This window comes from Paenibacillus sp. BR1-192, from assembly GCF_029542445.1.
Lineage (GTDB): Bacteria > Bacillota > Bacilli > Paenibacillales > Paenibacillaceae > Paenibacillus_AQ > Paenibacillus_AQ lautus_A.
This window is the reverse complement of record NZ_CP120718.1, coordinates 4956728-4973411: the sequence shown is the minus strand read 5'-3', so window position 1 is coordinate 4973411 and position 16684 is coordinate 4956728. Positions and strand designations below refer to the sequence as shown.

17 protein-coding genes and 1 pseudogene are annotated in these 16684 nt (G+C 52.1%); 15 read left to right on the top strand and 3 right to left on the bottom strand.

The window, feature by feature from the left end; translation table 11 throughout:
* The first annotated feature begins 32 nt into the window (after window positions 1-32).
* On the top strand, window positions 33-2144 hold the full coding sequence (locus P0X86_RS22325) for an alpha-galactosidase (protein WP_277746474.1): 2112 nt from the start codon (window positions 33-35) through the stop codon (window positions 2142-2144).
* A gap of 132 nt (window positions 2145-2276) precedes the next feature.
* Here the strand turns inward: P0X86_RS22325 and P0X86_RS22320 are convergent, their stop codons facing one another.
* Together P0X86_RS22320 and P0X86_RS22315 are read right to left on the bottom strand one after the other, a co-directional pair.
* Window positions 2277-2765 carry a DUF3221 domain-containing protein gene (locus P0X86_RS22320; protein ID WP_277746473.1) on the bottom strand — a complete coding sequence of 163 codons (489 nt, stop codon included), beginning with the start codon at window positions 2763-2765 and terminating at the stop codon, window positions 2277-2279.
* A gap of 78 nt (window positions 2766-2843) precedes the next feature.
* Window positions 2844-3737: an AraC family transcriptional regulator gene (locus P0X86_RS22315; protein WP_277746472.1), complete on the bottom strand. Its 894-nt coding sequence runs from the start codon at window positions 3735-3737 to the stop codon at window positions 2844-2846.
* A gap of 168 nt (window positions 3738-3905) precedes the next feature.
* Between P0X86_RS22315 and P0X86_RS22310 the strand changes: the two genes are divergently transcribed.
* Both P0X86_RS22310 and P0X86_RS22305 read left to right on the top strand, forming a co-directional pair.
* A complete protein-coding gene (locus tag P0X86_RS22310; RefSeq protein ID WP_277746471.1) occupies window positions 3906-7244 on the top strand; it encodes a tetratricopeptide repeat protein in 3339 nt (1112 codons plus the stop codon).
* A 96-nt stretch (window positions 7245-7340) separates the two neighbouring features.
* Window positions 7341-8294, top strand: coding sequence for an aldose epimerase family protein (locus tag P0X86_RS22305; protein ID WP_277749075.1), 954 nt, complete (start codon window positions 7341-7343; stop codon window positions 8292-8294).
* A gap of 33 nt (window positions 8295-8327) precedes the next feature.
* Here P0X86_RS22305 and P0X86_RS22300 read toward each other — a convergent pair whose 3' ends face one another.
* Entirely contained in the window at window positions 8328-9080 is a 753-nt protein-coding gene (locus tag P0X86_RS22300) for an MBL fold metallo-hydrolase (RefSeq protein WP_277746470.1), read from the bottom strand.
* A gap of 336 nt (window positions 9081-9416) precedes the next feature.
* On the opposite strand from P0X86_RS22300, the gene P0X86_RS22295 reads away from it, so the two are divergent.
* From P0X86_RS22295 to P0X86_RS22240, 12 genes and pseudogenes are all read left to right on the top strand, one after another.
* On the top strand, window positions 9417-10208 hold the full coding sequence (locus P0X86_RS22295) for an ABC transporter ATP-binding protein (RefSeq protein ID WP_277746469.1): 792 nt from the start codon (window positions 9417-9419) through the stop codon (window positions 10206-10208).
* 43 nt (window positions 10209-10251) lie between these two features.
* Entirely contained in the window at window positions 10252-11064 is an 813-nt protein-coding gene (locus tag P0X86_RS22290) for a winged helix DNA-binding domain-containing protein (RefSeq protein WP_277746468.1), read from the top strand.
* 111 nt (window positions 11065-11175) lie between these two features.
* Window positions 11176-11331, top strand: a complete 156-nt coding sequence (locus tag P0X86_RS22285) for a hypothetical protein (RefSeq protein WP_277746467.1) — start codon at window positions 11176-11178, stop codon at window positions 11329-11331.
* Window positions 11332-11351: 20 nt separating this feature from the next.
* Complete coding sequence (locus tag P0X86_RS22280) at window positions 11352-11795, top strand: DinB family protein (RefSeq protein ID WP_096776822.1); 444 nt, start codon at window positions 11352-11354, stop codon at window positions 11793-11795.
* A gap of 48 nt (window positions 11796-11843) precedes the next feature.
* Window positions 11844-12182 (top strand): YrdB family protein, encoded by a 339-nt coding sequence (locus tag P0X86_RS22275; protein WP_096776821.1) that lies wholly within the window; start codon window positions 11844-11846, stop codon window positions 12180-12182.
* Window positions 12183-12455: 273 nt separating this feature from the next.
* Window positions 12456-13372 (top strand): annotated as a pseudogene (locus P0X86_RS22270) (Gfo/Idh/MocA family protein).
* Window positions 13373-13514: 142 nt separating this feature from the next.
* Complete coding sequence (locus tag P0X86_RS22265; RefSeq protein WP_096776849.1) at window positions 13515-13991, top strand: NUDIX domain-containing protein; 477 nt, start codon at window positions 13515-13517, stop codon at window positions 13989-13991.
* 276 nt (window positions 13992-14267) lie between these two features.
* On the top strand, window positions 14268-14555 hold the full coding sequence (locus P0X86_RS22260) for a hypothetical protein (protein WP_277746466.1): 288 nt from the start codon (window positions 14268-14270) through the stop codon (window positions 14553-14555).
* A 54-nt stretch (window positions 14556-14609) separates the two neighbouring features.
* Window positions 14610-15014 carry an RDD family protein gene (locus tag P0X86_RS22255; RefSeq protein ID WP_090908012.1) on the top strand — a complete coding sequence of 135 codons (405 nt, stop codon included), beginning with the start codon at window positions 14610-14612 and terminating at the stop codon, window positions 15012-15014.
* A 23-nt stretch (window positions 15015-15037) separates the two neighbouring features.
* Entirely contained in the window at window positions 15038-15595 is a 558-nt protein-coding gene (locus tag P0X86_RS22250) for a hypothetical protein (protein WP_277746465.1), read from the top strand.
* Window positions 15596-15597: 2 nt separating this feature from the next.
* On the top strand, window positions 15598-16263 hold the full coding sequence (locus P0X86_RS22245) for an HAD family hydrolase (protein ID WP_347177559.1): 666 nt from the start codon (window positions 15598-15600) through the stop codon (window positions 16261-16263).
* A gap of 109 nt (window positions 16264-16372) precedes the next feature.
* Window positions 16373-16654: a hypothetical protein gene (locus P0X86_RS22240; RefSeq protein WP_277746464.1), complete on the top strand. Its 282-nt coding sequence runs from the start codon at window positions 16373-16375 to the stop codon at window positions 16652-16654.
* The last annotated feature ends 30 nt before the right edge of the window (window positions 16655-16684 follow it).

Sequence of the window (16684 nt, the reverse complement as noted above, 5' to 3'; positions counted from 1 at the left end):
CATATCAACACGAATCGGAAGGATGATATTCTGTGACCATTCAATACCAAGAACAGTTTCGCGTGTTTGCGATACAAACCGATAACAGCTCCTATCTGTTCGGCATCAACGATAGCGGCAACCTGCAGCATCTATACTGGGGAGAGTCCATCGCGATCGAAGACGCGGCGCCGCTGCTGCGGCCGAGATCGCACAGCTCGTTTGACGCGGAAGTCCATTCGGAGGTGGAGGAATACAGCTTCTGGGGCGGAGTCAAATACAGCGAGCCCAGCCTGAAGGTCCGCATCCAAGATGGCGTCCGCGATTTGGCGGTTCGTTATGCCGGGCACCGCACGCTGCAGACGGAAGGCAGGGAGACGCTGATCATCGTTATGAAGGACGAAGCGTACCCGCTTGAAGTGGAGCTGTCCTACCGGGCGGTTCCCGAGTGCGACCTGATCGAACGTTCGGCCCGGATCGTCAACCGCGGCGAGGCGGATATCGTGCTGGAGAACGCGCAATCCGCGGCATGGGTCATCCCCTATCTGGCGGATTACCGCCTCACGCACGTGACGGGAAAATGGTCCGGCGAATTTCAGCTGCGCAGCACCTTCCTCACCGAAGGAAAGAAGGTGCTGGAATCCCGCAGGGGTTTTACGGACAGCCATGCCAACCCTTGGTTTGCGATGGATGACGGACATGCCACGGAGTCGGCGGGGCAGGTCTGGTTCGGGGCGCTGGCCTGGAGCGGGAACTGGAAGATTACGGCCGAGCGGACGGTGTTCGATCATGTTCGGGTGACCGGAGGCATCAATGATTTCGACAGCGAGTGGGTGCTGGGAGCGGGAGAAGCCTTCGATACGCCCGGCTTCGTCGGGGGATACAGCAGCGGCGGCTTTGGCGGGATGAGCCGGCGGCTGCACCGCTATCAGTATTCGGATGTCCTGCCGGGCCGCGAAACGAGACCGGTCTTGTATAACTCCTGGGAAGCAACGTACTTCGATGTCAATGCCAAGGATCAAATGGCTTTGGCCGAAAGAGCCGCGCGTTTGGGCGTGGAATTGTTCGTCGTGGACGACGGGTGGTTCGGCGGGCGCAACCATGATCGCGCCGGGCTTGGCGATTGGTTCGTGAACCGGAAGAAGTTCCGGAACGGTCTCGGCGAGCTGATTGACAAGGTGCATGAGCTCGGCATGGATTTCGGCATCTGGGTGGAACCGGAGGCCGTCAATCCGGACAGCGACCTGTACCGGGAGCACCCGGATTGGGTGTACCATTTCGAGACGCGGGAGCGCTCGGAGCTTCGCAATCAGCTGCTGCTGAACATTTCGAAGCCGGAGGTTAAGGCTTACATTTTGCAGTTTATGACGGACCTGCTGGAGAAGCATGACATCAAGTTCATTAAATGGGACATGAATCGAACCGTAACTGAACCCGGCATGAAGGACCATCCGCATCACCGCCAGAAGGAGATCTGGATTCGCCATGTTCAGAGCCTGTACGAGATTTGGGTGGAGCTGCGGCGCAAATTCCCGCATGTGGCGTTTGAAACCTGCGCCGGCGGCGGAGCGCGCATCGATCTTGGCATCTTCCGGTATGCCGACCAATCCTGGCCGAGCGATAACACCGATGCCTTTGACCGCCTCAGCATTCAGGAGGGCTTCTCGTACACGTATGCTCCGCGGATGATGACCTGCTGGGTGACGGAGTCGCCGACAGGGATGAATCGCAGACAGGTATCCCTGAAATACCGCTTCCATAGCGCCATGATGGGAACGCTCGGCATCGGCTCCAACCTGAATGAGTGGAGCGATGAGCGGATTGCGGAATCGGCCGAATATGTGGAGCAGTATAAATCCATTCGCCATCTGGTTCAGTTCGGCAGTCAGTATCGCCTGGACTCACTTCGGCATAAAGGCGTAACGGCCGTGCAGTACGGCAGCGAAGACGGCAGCGACAACGTGCTGTTTGCGTTCCTGCACAGCCAGAAGCTGGGCGAGCCGCTGCCGAGACTGCGGCTGACCGGGCTGCAAGCCGATCAATCGTATGCCATTGAGGGGGTGGCCGGTACATGGAGCGGCAGGGCGCTCATGAACATCGGGATCGAGCTGCCGCTGCGCGGGGATTTCGACAGCTTGGCGTACCGGATTCAGAGACAGGGATGAGATGAAATAGAAGAGCGTCGTATTGCCTTTCGCGATACGACGCTCTTTACGGTTGAACTATACAATGTATAAGTATTACCCATATTGGATTCTCTGTTTTAGGAAATGGGTCCATATTCTATTGTTGTCATGCTAGCCCTCTATCGTAAATTTCATTTCCTTTTTGGAATCCGATATGCCGTCAAGAATGACGACAGTCCAAACGTTGTTTACATCGGAGTAGCGTATAGACTTAATGAAAGGTACTTCAATTTGATCAAAATGCTCCAATGTCATAACGATTACTTCTTGTTGACCGAATTTGGAAGATTTAGGACTTTCGATTGTCAGGATATCTATGTCTTTAGCTGAAGCTTGAGCTGGATAGGAGGTTTCGATACCTCCGTCAATTTCGATCGAAACTTGTTGTCCTAACTCTATTTTTCTTTTGGTTCTGATCCATATTGCGTCGTTCAAATCTGATTTTTCATCATAACGGGTTACCAAAATCCTACCCTCTTCTTTTTGAACGACGTACCCTACATATTTATTCACAGGCTCGTCTTTTTCTTTGCTGCTATTGCTGCATCCACAAATAATAATGGCAAACATGACTAGACAGGGTATGAATTTGTTAATCATGATTTCCTCCCAATCGAAAAATAGTGTGCTCAATCGAACGAAAGGTTGGGTTCAGTATAAGGAAATAACCAGGAAATCCTACCCTTTCCGGGTATCTCGGTATTCAGAAGGGGATTTCCCCATGATTTTTTTGAACAGTCGCGAGAAGTAGTAGGGATCCTGGAAGCCGAGACGGTGGCTGATCTCCTTGACGCTCTCGCCGGTCAGGTCCAGATGCTGGCAGGACCGCTGGATTTTGAGCCGCAGATAGTAATCGATGGGGGAGTAGCCCGTCGCTTCCTTGAACCGGAAGGTGAAGTGCGGTATGGACAGATTGGCGTAGGCCGCCAGCTCCTTCAGGCTCACATGGCCCTCCAGATGCTCGGTCATGAACCGAAGCGTCTGTTCCATGTCATGTTTGTTGTGCTGGTGTTGCCCTCGCTGCGGTTGGAGCCGGGAGAGCCGGATGACGGCCGCCAAGTGGCCGGCGAGCTGCGAGACATGGATGATATGGTTCAGCGTATACCCTTTTTGCAGCAGCTCGTAACTCTCCTGAAACAGCTCAACGATGCTCCTTGACTGGTCGACCGGAACGATGGCGGGTTCGGCTGCGCCGGTAAAGCCCTCGAACAATAAACCTGCATGCGCCCCCTTCATATGCCACCAGTAAATGCTCCAGGGATGAAACTCCGATGAAGCATATTCATGCGGCGTATCCGGCGAAATGACAACCGCCTGCCCCTTGAGCAGAGAATAGGTTTTGCCGCCGTTCAACCGGTACCAGCCTTCCCCCTCCACGCAGTAGATTAAGATGTACGCACCGCTGCCTTCCGGGCGTTCCCGGTAGTGGTGAAGCGCACGCGGAAAGTACCCGACGTCGGTTACGTGCAGCCGTTCCACAAGCGGATGCCGGGCAGCCTCTTTCATAATATGATCCGGGAGGACAATGATTTTCTGGGACTCGAATCCGTCTGGTTTTCGTATGGTATCCATAGCTTTACTATGAATCGGAACGGAATTGTTGTCAACCGGATGGAGCGCCCAATAATCAGAATATAATCCATCATCAACATGATATCGTCAATGGCTCTTCGGCAGGCCGGCTTATAAGATAGAGACATAACGCAGCCAACGCGGATGCTAATGGAGGGATGACGACTCATGACAAAACAACGGCAAGTGAGCGTACGGGAAGAGACCGTGGAGATTCCCACGTATGAAGTGGGGAAGCCGGACCTGAACCCGATGTTTTTGGAGAAACGGGTGTATCAGGGGAGCTCGGGGCGTGTCTATCCGCTGCCGGTCATCGATAAAATTTACGATGAGAAAGTATTAAAGCCCTACCGGATCATTTTCCTTGAAAATGAGTACGTGCAGATTCAGATCATGCCGCAGATTGGCGGCCGGATCTACCGGGCCATCGATAAAACCAACAACTATGATTTTGTATACCACAATCAAGTGATCAAGCCGGCTTTGGTTGGCCTTGCGGGTCCATGGATATCCGGGGGAATCGAGTTCAACTGGCCGCAGCATCACCGTCCGAACACCTATGGCGAGGTGGAGTGGAGTCTAACGGATCACCCGGACGGCAGCAAGACGGTATGGGTCGGCGAGATCGACCGGATGTACGGCACGAAGGTGTCTACCGGCTTCACGCTGTATCCGGGCAAGGCGTATCTTGAAATTCACGCGCAAATGTACAATCGGACTTCGGAGCCGCAGACCTTTCTGTGGTGGGCGAATCCGGCCGTAGCGGTCAACGATCATACCCAATCCGTATTTCCGCCGGACGTTCATGCGGTGTTCGATCATGGGAAGCGGGACGTGTCCAAATTCCCGATCGCAACCGGCACGTACTATAAGCAGGACTATTCGGCGGGCGTCGATATTTCCATGTACCGCAACATTCCCGTTCCGACCTCCTATATGGCTTATCATTCGGATTACGATTTCGTCGGCGGATATGACCATGGCTTGAAAGCGGGGATTCTGCATGTCGCCAATAAACATATATCTCCCGGCAAAAAACAGTGGACGTGGGGGCACGGCGAATTCGGCCAGGCCTGGGATCGCAACCTGACCGACGAAGACGGTCCGTACATCGAGCTCATGACCGGCGTGTATACCGATAACCAGCCCGATTTCACCTGGCTGGCGCCGTATGAGGAGAAAAGCTTCAAGCAGTACTTCATGCCCTATAAAGACATTGGGCTCGTGAAGAATGCGTCCATTGACGCCGCCGTGAATCTCGAAGTCCACGGCCGCAAGGCCGTCGTACATGCTTATGCAACCTCGGTTATCGAAGAGGCTCGCATTCTGGTGACCGGAGCGGGAAGCATCTGCTTGGATCGAAAGGTCAAGCTGTCGCCGGCCGACATCTTCCAGGCCGAGATCGAACTTGCCTCAGGTATGAGGGAGGAAGATGTACGGGTCGCGGTACTCGCTGCGGACGGCAGAGAGCTGGTCGCTTACCAGCCCAAGCCGCGTACCTTGGAGCGAACGCCGGCCCCGGCTACGGCGATTGGCAAGCCGGAGGAACTGAAGAATACCGAAGCGTTGTTCTTGGCTGGGCAGCATCTGGAGCAGTACCGGCACGCAACCTATGAACCGGAAGCCTATTATGTGGAAGGTCTAAGGCGCGATGCGGGAGATGCAAGGCTGAACAATGCCTATGGTTTGCTCCTGCTGCGCAGAGGGTGCTTTACGCAGAGTGAGGTTTATTTTAGAAAAGCGATCGAAACCTTGACCCGCCATAACGCCCGGCCCTATGACAGCGAACCGTTCTATCATTTAGGCAAAGCCTTGAAGTGGCAGGGCCGTTTGGATGAAGCGTACGCTTATCTGTACAAATCGGTCTGGTCGGGGGCCTGGCAAGGGGCGGGATATCTGGCTTTGGCCCAGATTGCCTGTGAGAAGAGGGAATATGAGGAAGCGTTCGAGCTGATCGAACGATCCCTGGCTGCCCAGTACCGTAATTATAAGGCGCGGCATCTCAAGAGTATCGTCTTAAGAAAGCTGGGACGCTTGGCGGATGCGGCATCATGGCTTGAGGAAACGCTCAAGCTGGATCCCATGGATGCGGGCGCGATGAACGAGCAGGCAGCCGTATATCAAGAACTGAAGCAAGAGGACAAGAGCCGGCATGTCTACGAATCGCTTGTCCAGCGCCTGCGCGATAATCCGCACCATTATATTGCCATAGCTCAGGACTATGCGGATGCAGGCCAATATGGCGACGCCTTGGATGTGCTGCAGCGCATCGAACGCCTTACGGCATCTGCCGTCTATCCGATGGTTTATTACTACCAAGGCAGTGCACTCATGAAGATGAACCGGACGGAAGAGGCATCCGCTTGCTACCGATTGGCTTCGGAGGCCGATCCCTCGTACTGCTTCCCGAATTCCCTGCATGACTACGTGACGTTAAAGCAGGCGCTCAGCGTACAGCCGCAGGATGCGAAGGCGTTGTACTACTTAGGGAATCTGCTGTACGACAAGAAGCGCTACGAGGAGGCCATAAGCAGCTGGGAAGCTTCGGTTGCTTTGGATGGCAGCTTCGCTACGCCGCATCGGAATCTGGCGCTCGCTTACTATAACAAGAGGCAGGACCACGATAAAGCATTGTCATCCCTGCAAACCGCCTTCTCGCTGAATCCGGCGGACGCCAGGATCTTCTACGAGCTTGACCAATTGTATAAAAAGCTCGGTCATGCTCCGGCTGATCGCTTGAAAGCGATGGAGGAGCACTTGGAGCTGGTCGAGCAGCGGGATGATGTATATCTGGAATATTTGACGCTGCACAATACGCTGAATCGTTATGAAGAGGCGCTCGGATTGATTCTGAAACGCAACTTTCACCCTTGGGAAGGCGGCGAGGGCAAGGTGCCGGCCCAGTATGTATTGGCCCGCGTGGAGCTAGCGAAGCAGCTGCTTCAGGATCGCCGCTATGAGGAAGCCGTAGAGCAGCTGCTTGCTGCCAAGCAATATCCGCTCAACATCAATGAAGGGAAGCTGACGGGAGCGCAGGAGAATAACATCGATTATTACTTGGGCTGCGCATACGAGGGGCTGAGCTTGTCCGAAGAGGCGGAGGCGTGCTTCCTGAAAGCTTCGGAGGGGCTGGATGAGCCGACCAGCGCGATGTATTACAACGATCAGCCGCCGCACATGATTTTTTATCAAGGGGCCGCGCTGCATAGGCTGGGCCGGGAGAATGAAGCCCGCAGCCGGTTTAACAAGCTGATCGATTACGGGGAGAAGCATATATTCGAGCCTCAGAGCATTGATTACTTTGCCGTATCGCTGCCGGACTTCCTGGTGTTTGATGAAGATTTGAACCGAAGGAACGAAATTCATTGCCGCTATATGATGGGGCTCGGTCATCTTGGACTTGGTGACCGGCAGTCCGCGGAAACCCTGTTCCGCGAGGTGCTGCAGCTGGAGTCTCACCATCAAGGAGCTGCGCTGCATTTGGCGCTTTGCAAGACGTTGGTGTAAGAGATTTACACTTCATTCTCAAGGGCCGTTACGAACGGTCCTTGAGAATTTGTGCATTCCGGGTGATGCGTTGACTAAACGGAGGGGATGACGATGATGATCTGGAGCAAAGGGATGCTGGATGGATATGAGGTTTGGACAGGGCGCACGGAGGTGATGGAGATGGTCGTGGTACCTGAACTCGGAAGCAGGGTCATCTCGCTTCGCAATCGAATGACAGGCCGGGAATGGCTGGTGCAGCCTGCTGGAGTTCTGGAAAAGAACGGGTATGCAAGCTCCTTCGGAAAGCGGGACGGCAGCGGCTGGGACGAAATGTTTCCAACGATCAATGTCTGCCGGTATCCCGCGCATCCATGGGAAGGAACGGAGCTTCCGGATCATGGCGAGGTATGGTCCATTCCATGGAAGGCGCACAGCGAGGAAGAACAGCTTCACTGCAGCGTGCAGGGAATCCGAATTCCTTATCGGCTGCGCAAAACCTACTCCTTCCCCCGTGAAGATACCTTACGGATCGATTATGCCGTTCATAATGCGAGTCCGTTCCCATTCTCTTTCCTATGGGCTGCGCATCCGTTGTTTCAAATCGATGAAGGCGCAGAGATTATCGTTCCACACGAGCTGAGGGAGATCATCGTATCGTACTCGGCGAACGGTCGATTGGGAGAATCCGGCGATTTTCGGAAATGGCCGCAGCCATGGGAGGAACACCCCCATGTCCGCTTGAATCGTACCGCCAGCAGGCTTGAAGCATCGGCGGAGAAGTTTTATTTTGCTGGTGAGCTGCCGGAGGGGACAGCCTCCATTTACGATCCGGTTGCAGGTGAAGGACTACGTATGATGTTTCCTAAAGAGCAGGTGCCTTATCTAGCGATATGGGCGAACTATGGCGGCTATCAGGGACAGTATCATCTTGCGCTTGAGCCTGCGACGGGGCTGCTCGATGATCTCTCGCATGCGATGCATCGTCAGGCAGCGGCCGAAGTGCCGGCCGGCGGCACGTATACGTGGTACCTTGGGATTAGCTGGATTAACGGCAGAAGAACGAAGTGAAGTCTTCTTGATCGACAGTGGACCGGCAATCGCTTAAGGATAAGCCAATTCACGAATGCGCTGGTTGGGATTGTCCGTAAATAATCCGCCGTGGTAACAGATCACGTTGCGGATATCATAGTGAGTGAGCTTCTGCAAGGAGAGCCGGGCGAACGCCAAATCAAAAGTAGTTGCCGGATCCGGCCCGATCAGTTGCCCCTCTCTGACGTTCAGCGCATCCGCTGCAATCAGGGTTTTGCTTGGTATATGATATAAACTGGTGTGGCCGGGGGTATGGCCCGGCGTATGGATCGCGATGATACCGCCGCCAAACGGCAGCTCTTCGCCGTCGCGCAACATGCGGTTCACGGGTGCTGAGGGCGGGTTCTCCAGCGTGTGTTTAAACGCGTTCCTCCACTCCGGCGGCACGTTATCCGGCAACGAAGCCAGCGCTTGCGCGATAGCCTCGGGCGATAATTTGACAAGCCTTGTATCTCCTTCGATATAAGGCTTTTCGATTTCGCTGGCGAACACTTCCGGGGCTTGTTTGCAGTGCTGGATAATAGCTGGCAAACTGCCGATATGATCCAAATCCTGGTGTGTTATAATAATTTTGCTTACATCCTGAACGGAAAAGCCGCAGTCCGATATCTGCTCCTGAATCAGCGGGAACTGACCGGGATAGCCAGTATCGACAAGCACCCGATTCTGATGATCCCAGAGGAATGTCGGGTGGATCGTTTCGGTACGTCCCATCATGGCTGCGGAAATTTCCAGCATGGCAATGCCTTGATCGATTAGTAGCATGTTTACATACCTCCACTATATTGGAATGTCTTCTCCCAAATTCAATGTCCAGAGAAGAACGAGCAGAAGTAGATTATCAAATCAACAAACCTTTGTAAACAGAAAAATATTTTATTATAACACAAAAATAATTATTTGTCAATATTTAATTTATGAAACTAAAATCCTCGTTTAGGCATGAAATGTCCTGCCTGGCATACTTCGCATGATTCCAAGTCGTAGGCGGATCACAAGGCGGGGTTTCATCTCCCTATTGAGGAATATGTAATTGCTGGTATAATCCTTGAAAAGAGAAACGAAATGGCGCAGCAGATTGAAGAAGGAGAGGGAGCGGCAATGAGCACGATGATTGAACTGAATGACGTAACCTGGAGACGGGAGCAAAAGACCGTTCTTACAGGCGTGGATTGGACCGTGCAGCAAGGGGAGCATTGGGCGGTGCTCGGACTGAACGGCTCCGGGAAGACAACCATTTTGAATATGATTAACGGTTACATCTGGCCGACCAGCGGCACGGTTTCGGTGCTCGGGCATCGTTTTGGCAGGGTGGATTTAAGAGAACTGCGTAAATCGATAGGCTGGGTCAGCTCCTCGCTGCAGGAAAGAATCCGCCCGAGCGAATCCACGCTGGACGTCGTGATTAGCGGCAAACACGCCTCGATCGGACTGTATCAGAAGGTGGATGAAGCAGACCGGGAACAGGCCGAGCAGCTGATGAAGGATTTTAATTGTATTCATCTGCTGGGGCGTACATACGAAACTTGTTCGCAAGGGGAGAAGCAGAAGCTGCTGATCGCCCGGGCCCTCATGGCTTCGCCAAGGCTGTTGATACTGGACGAGGCCTGTAACGGACTGGATTTTCTGTCGAGGGAAGCGCTGCTGTCCAGTATTACGGCACTGGCTTCCAAGCCCGATGCGCCGACCCTGCTGTTCGTTACGCATCATATCGAAGAAATCCTGCCGATTTTCTCGCACTCCTTGCTCATCCGCCGGGGCACCGTCTTCGGGAAGGGGCGTTCCAGGGACATGCTGACCAGCGACAATTTGACCTCGTTCTTTGAGACGCCGGTCGAGGTGAGCTGGCAGAATGATCGGGCTTGGATGTCCATACCGGACCTGAAATCATAGCTTTTCGTCCGACAATATTCATGGCCTGGGAGAGTGGATAGATGTGCTAAGCCAAACCATAGCGAATCAACGGCTCTACAATCAGCGCATAACAGGGATGAAGCATGTGAGCCCGGTAGAAGCAGTAAGAGAATTAGGCGCTGTTCAGGCACAGGATTACCACCAAGCGGTATGGGGAATCGGTCTCCGTACGCAGTCCGCCAAGATATCCGATGTGGAGCAGGCCGTGATCGATCGCAAAATCGTGCTGACTTGGCCGATGCGTGGAACGATTTTCTTCGTGCCTGCGGAGGATGCCAAGTGGATGCTGAAGCTGACGGCATCGCGGTTGCACACGAATGATAAGAAGAAGCAGGCCGAACTTGAGCTTGACGAAGGTACGCTCCATCAATGCCGTACGATCATTGGCAACGCGCTGAGAGGCTGTTCACCTGTATCCCGCCCCAGACTGATGGAGCTGCTGGAGGAAGCAGGGATCAGCACCAAGAATGGCCGCGGCTATTACATTCTCGGATATTTGGGGCGGACCGGCATGATCTGTTTCGGACTGCATGAAGGCAAACAGCAAAGCTTCGTGCTGCTCGACGAGTGGGTCCCGAATCCAAGGGAGCTATCGCTCGAAGAATCGCTGGCGGAGCTTGCGCTCCGTTATTTTACAGGTCATGGGCCTGCAACGATCCAGGATTTTGCATGGTGGGTCGGATTAACGCTGACAGAAGCTAAACGAGGCTTTGAGGCCGTCCGATCCAATCTTCGTTTAGATTTTGTCAACGGCATGGAATACTGGAGCTCAGTTACTGGGCCATCCGCGTCCGCTGATACGGATTCGGCGGTTCTGCTTCCGGGTTTTGATTGAATATTACTTGGGGTACAAGGATCGCAGCGCAATTATTGAGTCAGAGCATGATGCCAAAATCGCTCCCTTTCGCAACGGGGTTTTCCAACCCATCATGGTCGCAGGGGAGAAGTGGTCGGTATCTGGAAGCGGGAGATCAAGCGCAGCGGCATCGAAATCACGTTAAGCCTGTTCTCGCCGCTTGGCGATCGAAAAGAGGCGTTTCGGGAGGCGGCTAAACATTACAGTGATTTCATGGGCCTGCCGATTACACGAATAGAATCATGAACGAGAAGGAGGAATAACGCATGGAATCCATTATGAAGCTGGAATCCTTGATCTCTGAAGTAACGGAGATTGTAACGGCAATCGACGAGGTGGAATTCAATCTGAAGCTTACGCCTGATAAATGGTCCAAGAAGGAGATCCTGGGCCATCTATGCGATTCGGCGGTCAATAACCATATCCGGTTTGTAAAAATATTGGTGTCGGAGTACCCTATCGCGATTCAAGGTTACGCTCAGAACGATTGGGTCCGGGTGAACGATTACCAGAATCGATATGATCAATCGGATGTCCTGGCACTGTGGCAGCAGGTTAACCGGATGATTCTGCGGGTCATGCAAAGAGCCGATTCATCCGACTTCCAGAAGAAATGCGTGCTGCCCGATAAAACGGAGGTCACGCTGGAGTGGTTGTTTAACGATTATGTTGATCACCTGATCCATCATTTGGAGCAAATCGAGCTTTGATGCCTACGGTAAAAATAAGCGCATGACTGAAACGGAAGGTGTCCCTCCATGTTCAAAGTACTGAATCTCGCCCTCCGATTTATGTTGGAATTGATTCTGTTATTTTCGATAGGTTACTGGGGCTTCCATTATGGCACTGGGCTCTTGGCACAGGCAGTTCTCGGGATCGGATTGCCGCTGCTGGCAGCCGTCATTTGGGGCATGACCATATCGCCGAAGGCAAGGGTCAAGCTGCCGCTTGCCGTCGTGCTGCTTATTGAATTCTTCATTTTTGCGACCGCGGTTGCTTGCCTGATCGACTCTGGTTTAATAACCTTTGCCATCGTGTTCGCTATCGTGGCTACGGCCAACCGCTTCTTCGTGATCAAGTGGAGGATGCAGCCATAGTATATTGAAAGTGCGCATTATGCAATTGCATAACACATTTATAAGCTCATGCGAAAGGCTGCCCCTCATCTGGTTCACAGATGGAGGCGGTCTTTTTGTATTGGATCCAGGTGCAGGATAAAAGACGATTTAAAGTCACGTCCTTTAGTCGAACAGGATGATATGATGGTTGAAAGAAAAGTCTATGTCCGGCAGCTGGATATCCTCAGTAATGTAGTGAGTGGAAAATCAGCGTGGTCATCTAAAATGCTGAAGGTAAAGGAGAATGAACTTATGACTATGAAGATCGGTATGATTGGTTTGGATACATCCCATGTTTCCATTTTCGCGAAAATGCTCCATGACAAGTCGCATGCATATCACGTTCCTGGTGCACGGGTGACGGCGGCTTTTCCCGGAGGGTCGCCGGACTTTGAGCTGAGCATAAACCGAGTGGAGGGATATACAAAGGAACTCGCGGCATGGGGAACGGAGATATTGGAGAGTCCGGAAGACGTGGCCAAACAGGTCGATGCCGTCATGCTGGAAGCGGTGGACGGAAGGTCGCATCTGTCTTTATTTCGCGCGGTTGCTCCTTATTGCAAACAGGTATTTATTGATAAGCCGTTTGCGGTGAGCAGTAAGGACGCAAGGGAAATTGCCGAATTGGCGGAGCAATATCAGGTGACCGTTATGAGTTGCTCGTCTCTCCGGTATGCGCAAGGATTACAGGATGAATTGGCTCGGGGCGGGGCGGATAATATCATTGGCGTGGATTGCGCAGGACCGCTTCCCCTTCAACCTACGCAGCCGGGATTTTTCTGGTACGGCATTCATGCGGCTGAAATGCTGTACCGTGTTCTCGGACCCGGATGCGTAAGCGTCCATGTAGCCGCAACGGAGCTGCACGAGGTGTTAACGGCGGTTTGGAATGACGGGAGGATCGGAACGATACGGGGCAATCGGGCAGGCAACGACCGCTTCGGGTTGACCGTTCATCGCGCGGAGGCCAGCAGCTTCGTGGACATCATGAAGCACCCCAAGCCCTATTATGCCAGTCTGCTGGATCAGATCATGAAGATGTTCACGACGGGGGTTCCGATGTTCCCTTATCCGAAACGCTGGAGATCGTTCGTTTTCTGGAGGCGGCGAATGTTTCCCGCGTAACGGGAGAAAACGTGAGACTGGATGATAGCGATCGAAGTGAATGATAGCAGAACAAACACGGGATATACTGACTAGCGATATACTGAGGAAAGGATGCATCATATTTCCATATCGGCCGCGTTGATTGTATGATAGACAGATCAAGTACGTTCGGCCGTTTTTTGTAAGCCGGGAGAGGTGGTTATGATGACGTATCACATTCGGGTGAGACCGACAGCCTTGGTTCTGAGGGATGAGTCTGTGTTATTAGTCGAGTATGTAGATGAGAACGGATTGCATTATAATTTGCCAGGGGGCGGGGCCGAACCGGGGGAGTCGATCGTGGAGGGAGCCTTGAGGGAATTGCGTGAGGAAACCACGCTGGAGGCGCAGGTGGGGCCTGTTGCATTCGTGTACGAGTATGCTCCGCATAAACAGTCCAGAGATAACATATCGGGCATCCATACGTTATACATCGTGTTCGAATGTTATCCGCTTGAAGGGTCATTTCCGAAGCTTCCGGCCGTGCCAGATCCGAATCAAACCGATGTGAAATGGATACCGCTCGAGCAGCTGGACGACATTATTTTGTATCCGAATATTAAGAAACACATCAGACAGTACGCTATGGATCGGAGAAATATTGAAATGATCGAGGATTTTGTCTTGGACAAATATTCGTGAATTGCTGGGAGTCGTCAGGAAATGGAGGAGCGGATAGCTGCATAATCCGGCCAACGGCACAATATTGTATATCAAGCAGAAAGGAATGGCTTCACTACAACGTAGGAAGTCATTCCTTTCTTTTATGTGGCGAATGTTGTTGCGTGTAAAGGTTATTTACTCCTCTGTTTGATGATAACGGAATGGGGAAAAGCGGAAAAACTATTGTTCGATCGGGAACCTAAGCTTACAATGATATCAGGGATTTGGAAAATGTTGTGTGGAAAGAGGCGTTCTATGAACCATAAAGTGATGGGTATGATATTTATCTGCATTTCGGTGTTCTTGTATGCTGTCCGGTATCTGGCAGCTGCCATATTCGGATCCAACTTGACGTCGTGGAGCAAAGAGATGTTTGATTCGATGTTGACCTATGTAGGCAAAGGCCCGCTGGTATTAAGCTGGATCAGCCTGATTGTCGGCATCTTGTGTTTCTTAGGTCCGAGCATCGGCAAATGGAATTCGGAAGATTTGAATAAGATCAAGAAGAACTGGAAGGAATTCGATCCGCCTAATAACAAATGAAGTGTCGGCAGGAAGTCTTTTTTGAGTATGGAGTGAATTCAAGGGGGAGTCGTGATGACCGATAACCAAGTGGCCGGCTTTTGGATCAGGCTAGGGGCCAACATTCTGGATGGACTTATTGTGTCGCTTCCGCTAACGATCATAGCTGGACTTATCACGGGGAATTATGAGAATGAGCCGATCAGTAACTTGATATTCGGTTTATACGGTATCCTGGTGCCGGTGTATTGGAATGGGTATACGATCGGTAAGCGCATGTGCGGCATTCGTATCCGCAAATTCGATTTTCTTGAGCCGCCGGGCCTCGGGACGATGCTGCTTCGGAATCTCGTGGCGGGTATCGTATACGCGTTAACGTTAGGAATCGGGCTTATTGTGAGCATCTTTATGGTTGCGCTGCGCGAGGATAAGCGTTCGCTGCACGATTTTATCGCCGGTACGGAAGTTGTATATGATTAGGGAATGAAGGGGTTAACAAGGATATGCGAGTAAGTATCAGCGGAAGGCTAATGCTCACCATGATTGCTACCATGTTATTGATGGCTGGGTGCCATGGACAGAGAAGTAATGATTTCAATGAAGCACAAACTTTGACGGAGGAAGCCCGCAAAGCCGCTGAGATCAAATACATGCAAGTTCCGTACACGCAGCTCCTATATACCAAAACGGCTCCGGAATTCACCTGGGAGCACCGTTCGGTTGAGCACCTTGATCCGGATATTCAACAGCTTTATGATGACGGCATAAATAGGGCTCCGGGAGGATGGGTGCTTAAGGAAACGGATCAGGAAATTTATCTGTTGGTCAGCGGGGGGCAGCTTCCTTCGGCAAAAGGTTTTCGGATTGCATCCTTGAAGATGACCGACCAAAAGATAGGGGATCAAAAGAATCATCTATACATCACTTTATCTTCTTATGAGGATGATGGGACAGAGGGTTACCCCGGCCAGGCAAGCGTCACATCCTTGGTCGCCATACGCAAATCAGGATTACCTAGCGGAGCAGCCATTCATGGCGTTACCATGACGGGAGTTGATTAGATATCGAGTTTAAAATAAAAGGGATTGTCTTTGATATGGATAATACGCTGCTGCATTCCAGCATTGATTTTGGAGCGATGAAAAGAGACATCTATGCCTTTTTGTGTAGTCACAGCATTCTGCCCCCAGGCCTGTCCATGGATACCCATACCACCTCGACCATCATCGCTGAAGCCATGAATACGGGACTGCTGTCAGAGGAGCTGAGCTGCATGATGTGGGATATCGCCAAGGAACATGAGATCCAAGGGATGACGGGAGCAAAACTTGAAGCTGGAGCTATGGAGCTCGTCCAGCAATTACATGGACAGCTGCATCTTGCTATCGTGACGAATAACGCGGTAGAAGCAGCGATGACTGCACTCGAAGAGAACCGGATTGCTCATTACTTCGATCTCATTATCGGCAGGGAAGCCATGGGCTTATTAAAGCCTGCACCGGATGGATATATGTCGGTGCTGAGGTATTTTCACCATACATCGCCGGAGGAATGGCTGTCTGTCGGAGATGCCTGGGTGGACGGCAAGGCCTCCGAGAGCGCCGGAATTCCGTTTATCGCATATCGTGGGGACATCGCCAAAATGAACCGCATGGGAGTTTTTCCGTTTGCCGAGATTCAGGACATACAAGAAGTTTTGGGGTATCTTCAGCCGCATATCACTAAATAATTTTCGGAGGTGCCAACCCTATGCTGAGTTTTATAAGGGAAATTCCTCAAAAGATTGAGGTCGTTCGCAGAGCCGGCATTCTGTCGGGCATGCTGGCCGAGGTTATGCGATGAGATGGTATTTGTCCGATGTGTCTCTGACATTATTTATCTGCATCACCTTGTTCACGCTGTACAGCTTCATGTTTCCGCCGGAGGCAGGCAGTCCCTTACAGGGACTGTCGTATGCGTCGATACTCCTGTTGTCGCCCGTGGGGATTCTGTTGGCACTCATTAGCATGACTCGTGGTGAACTATCACGAACCGGTATCACAGCCGTTGTAGGGCATTCCGTACTGCTATTATTTCTTTTTCTATACATGACACTGGGATACCTGATTCTCGGTGTGTAAGGTTACCAAAGAAAGGGCAAGTCATGCCTG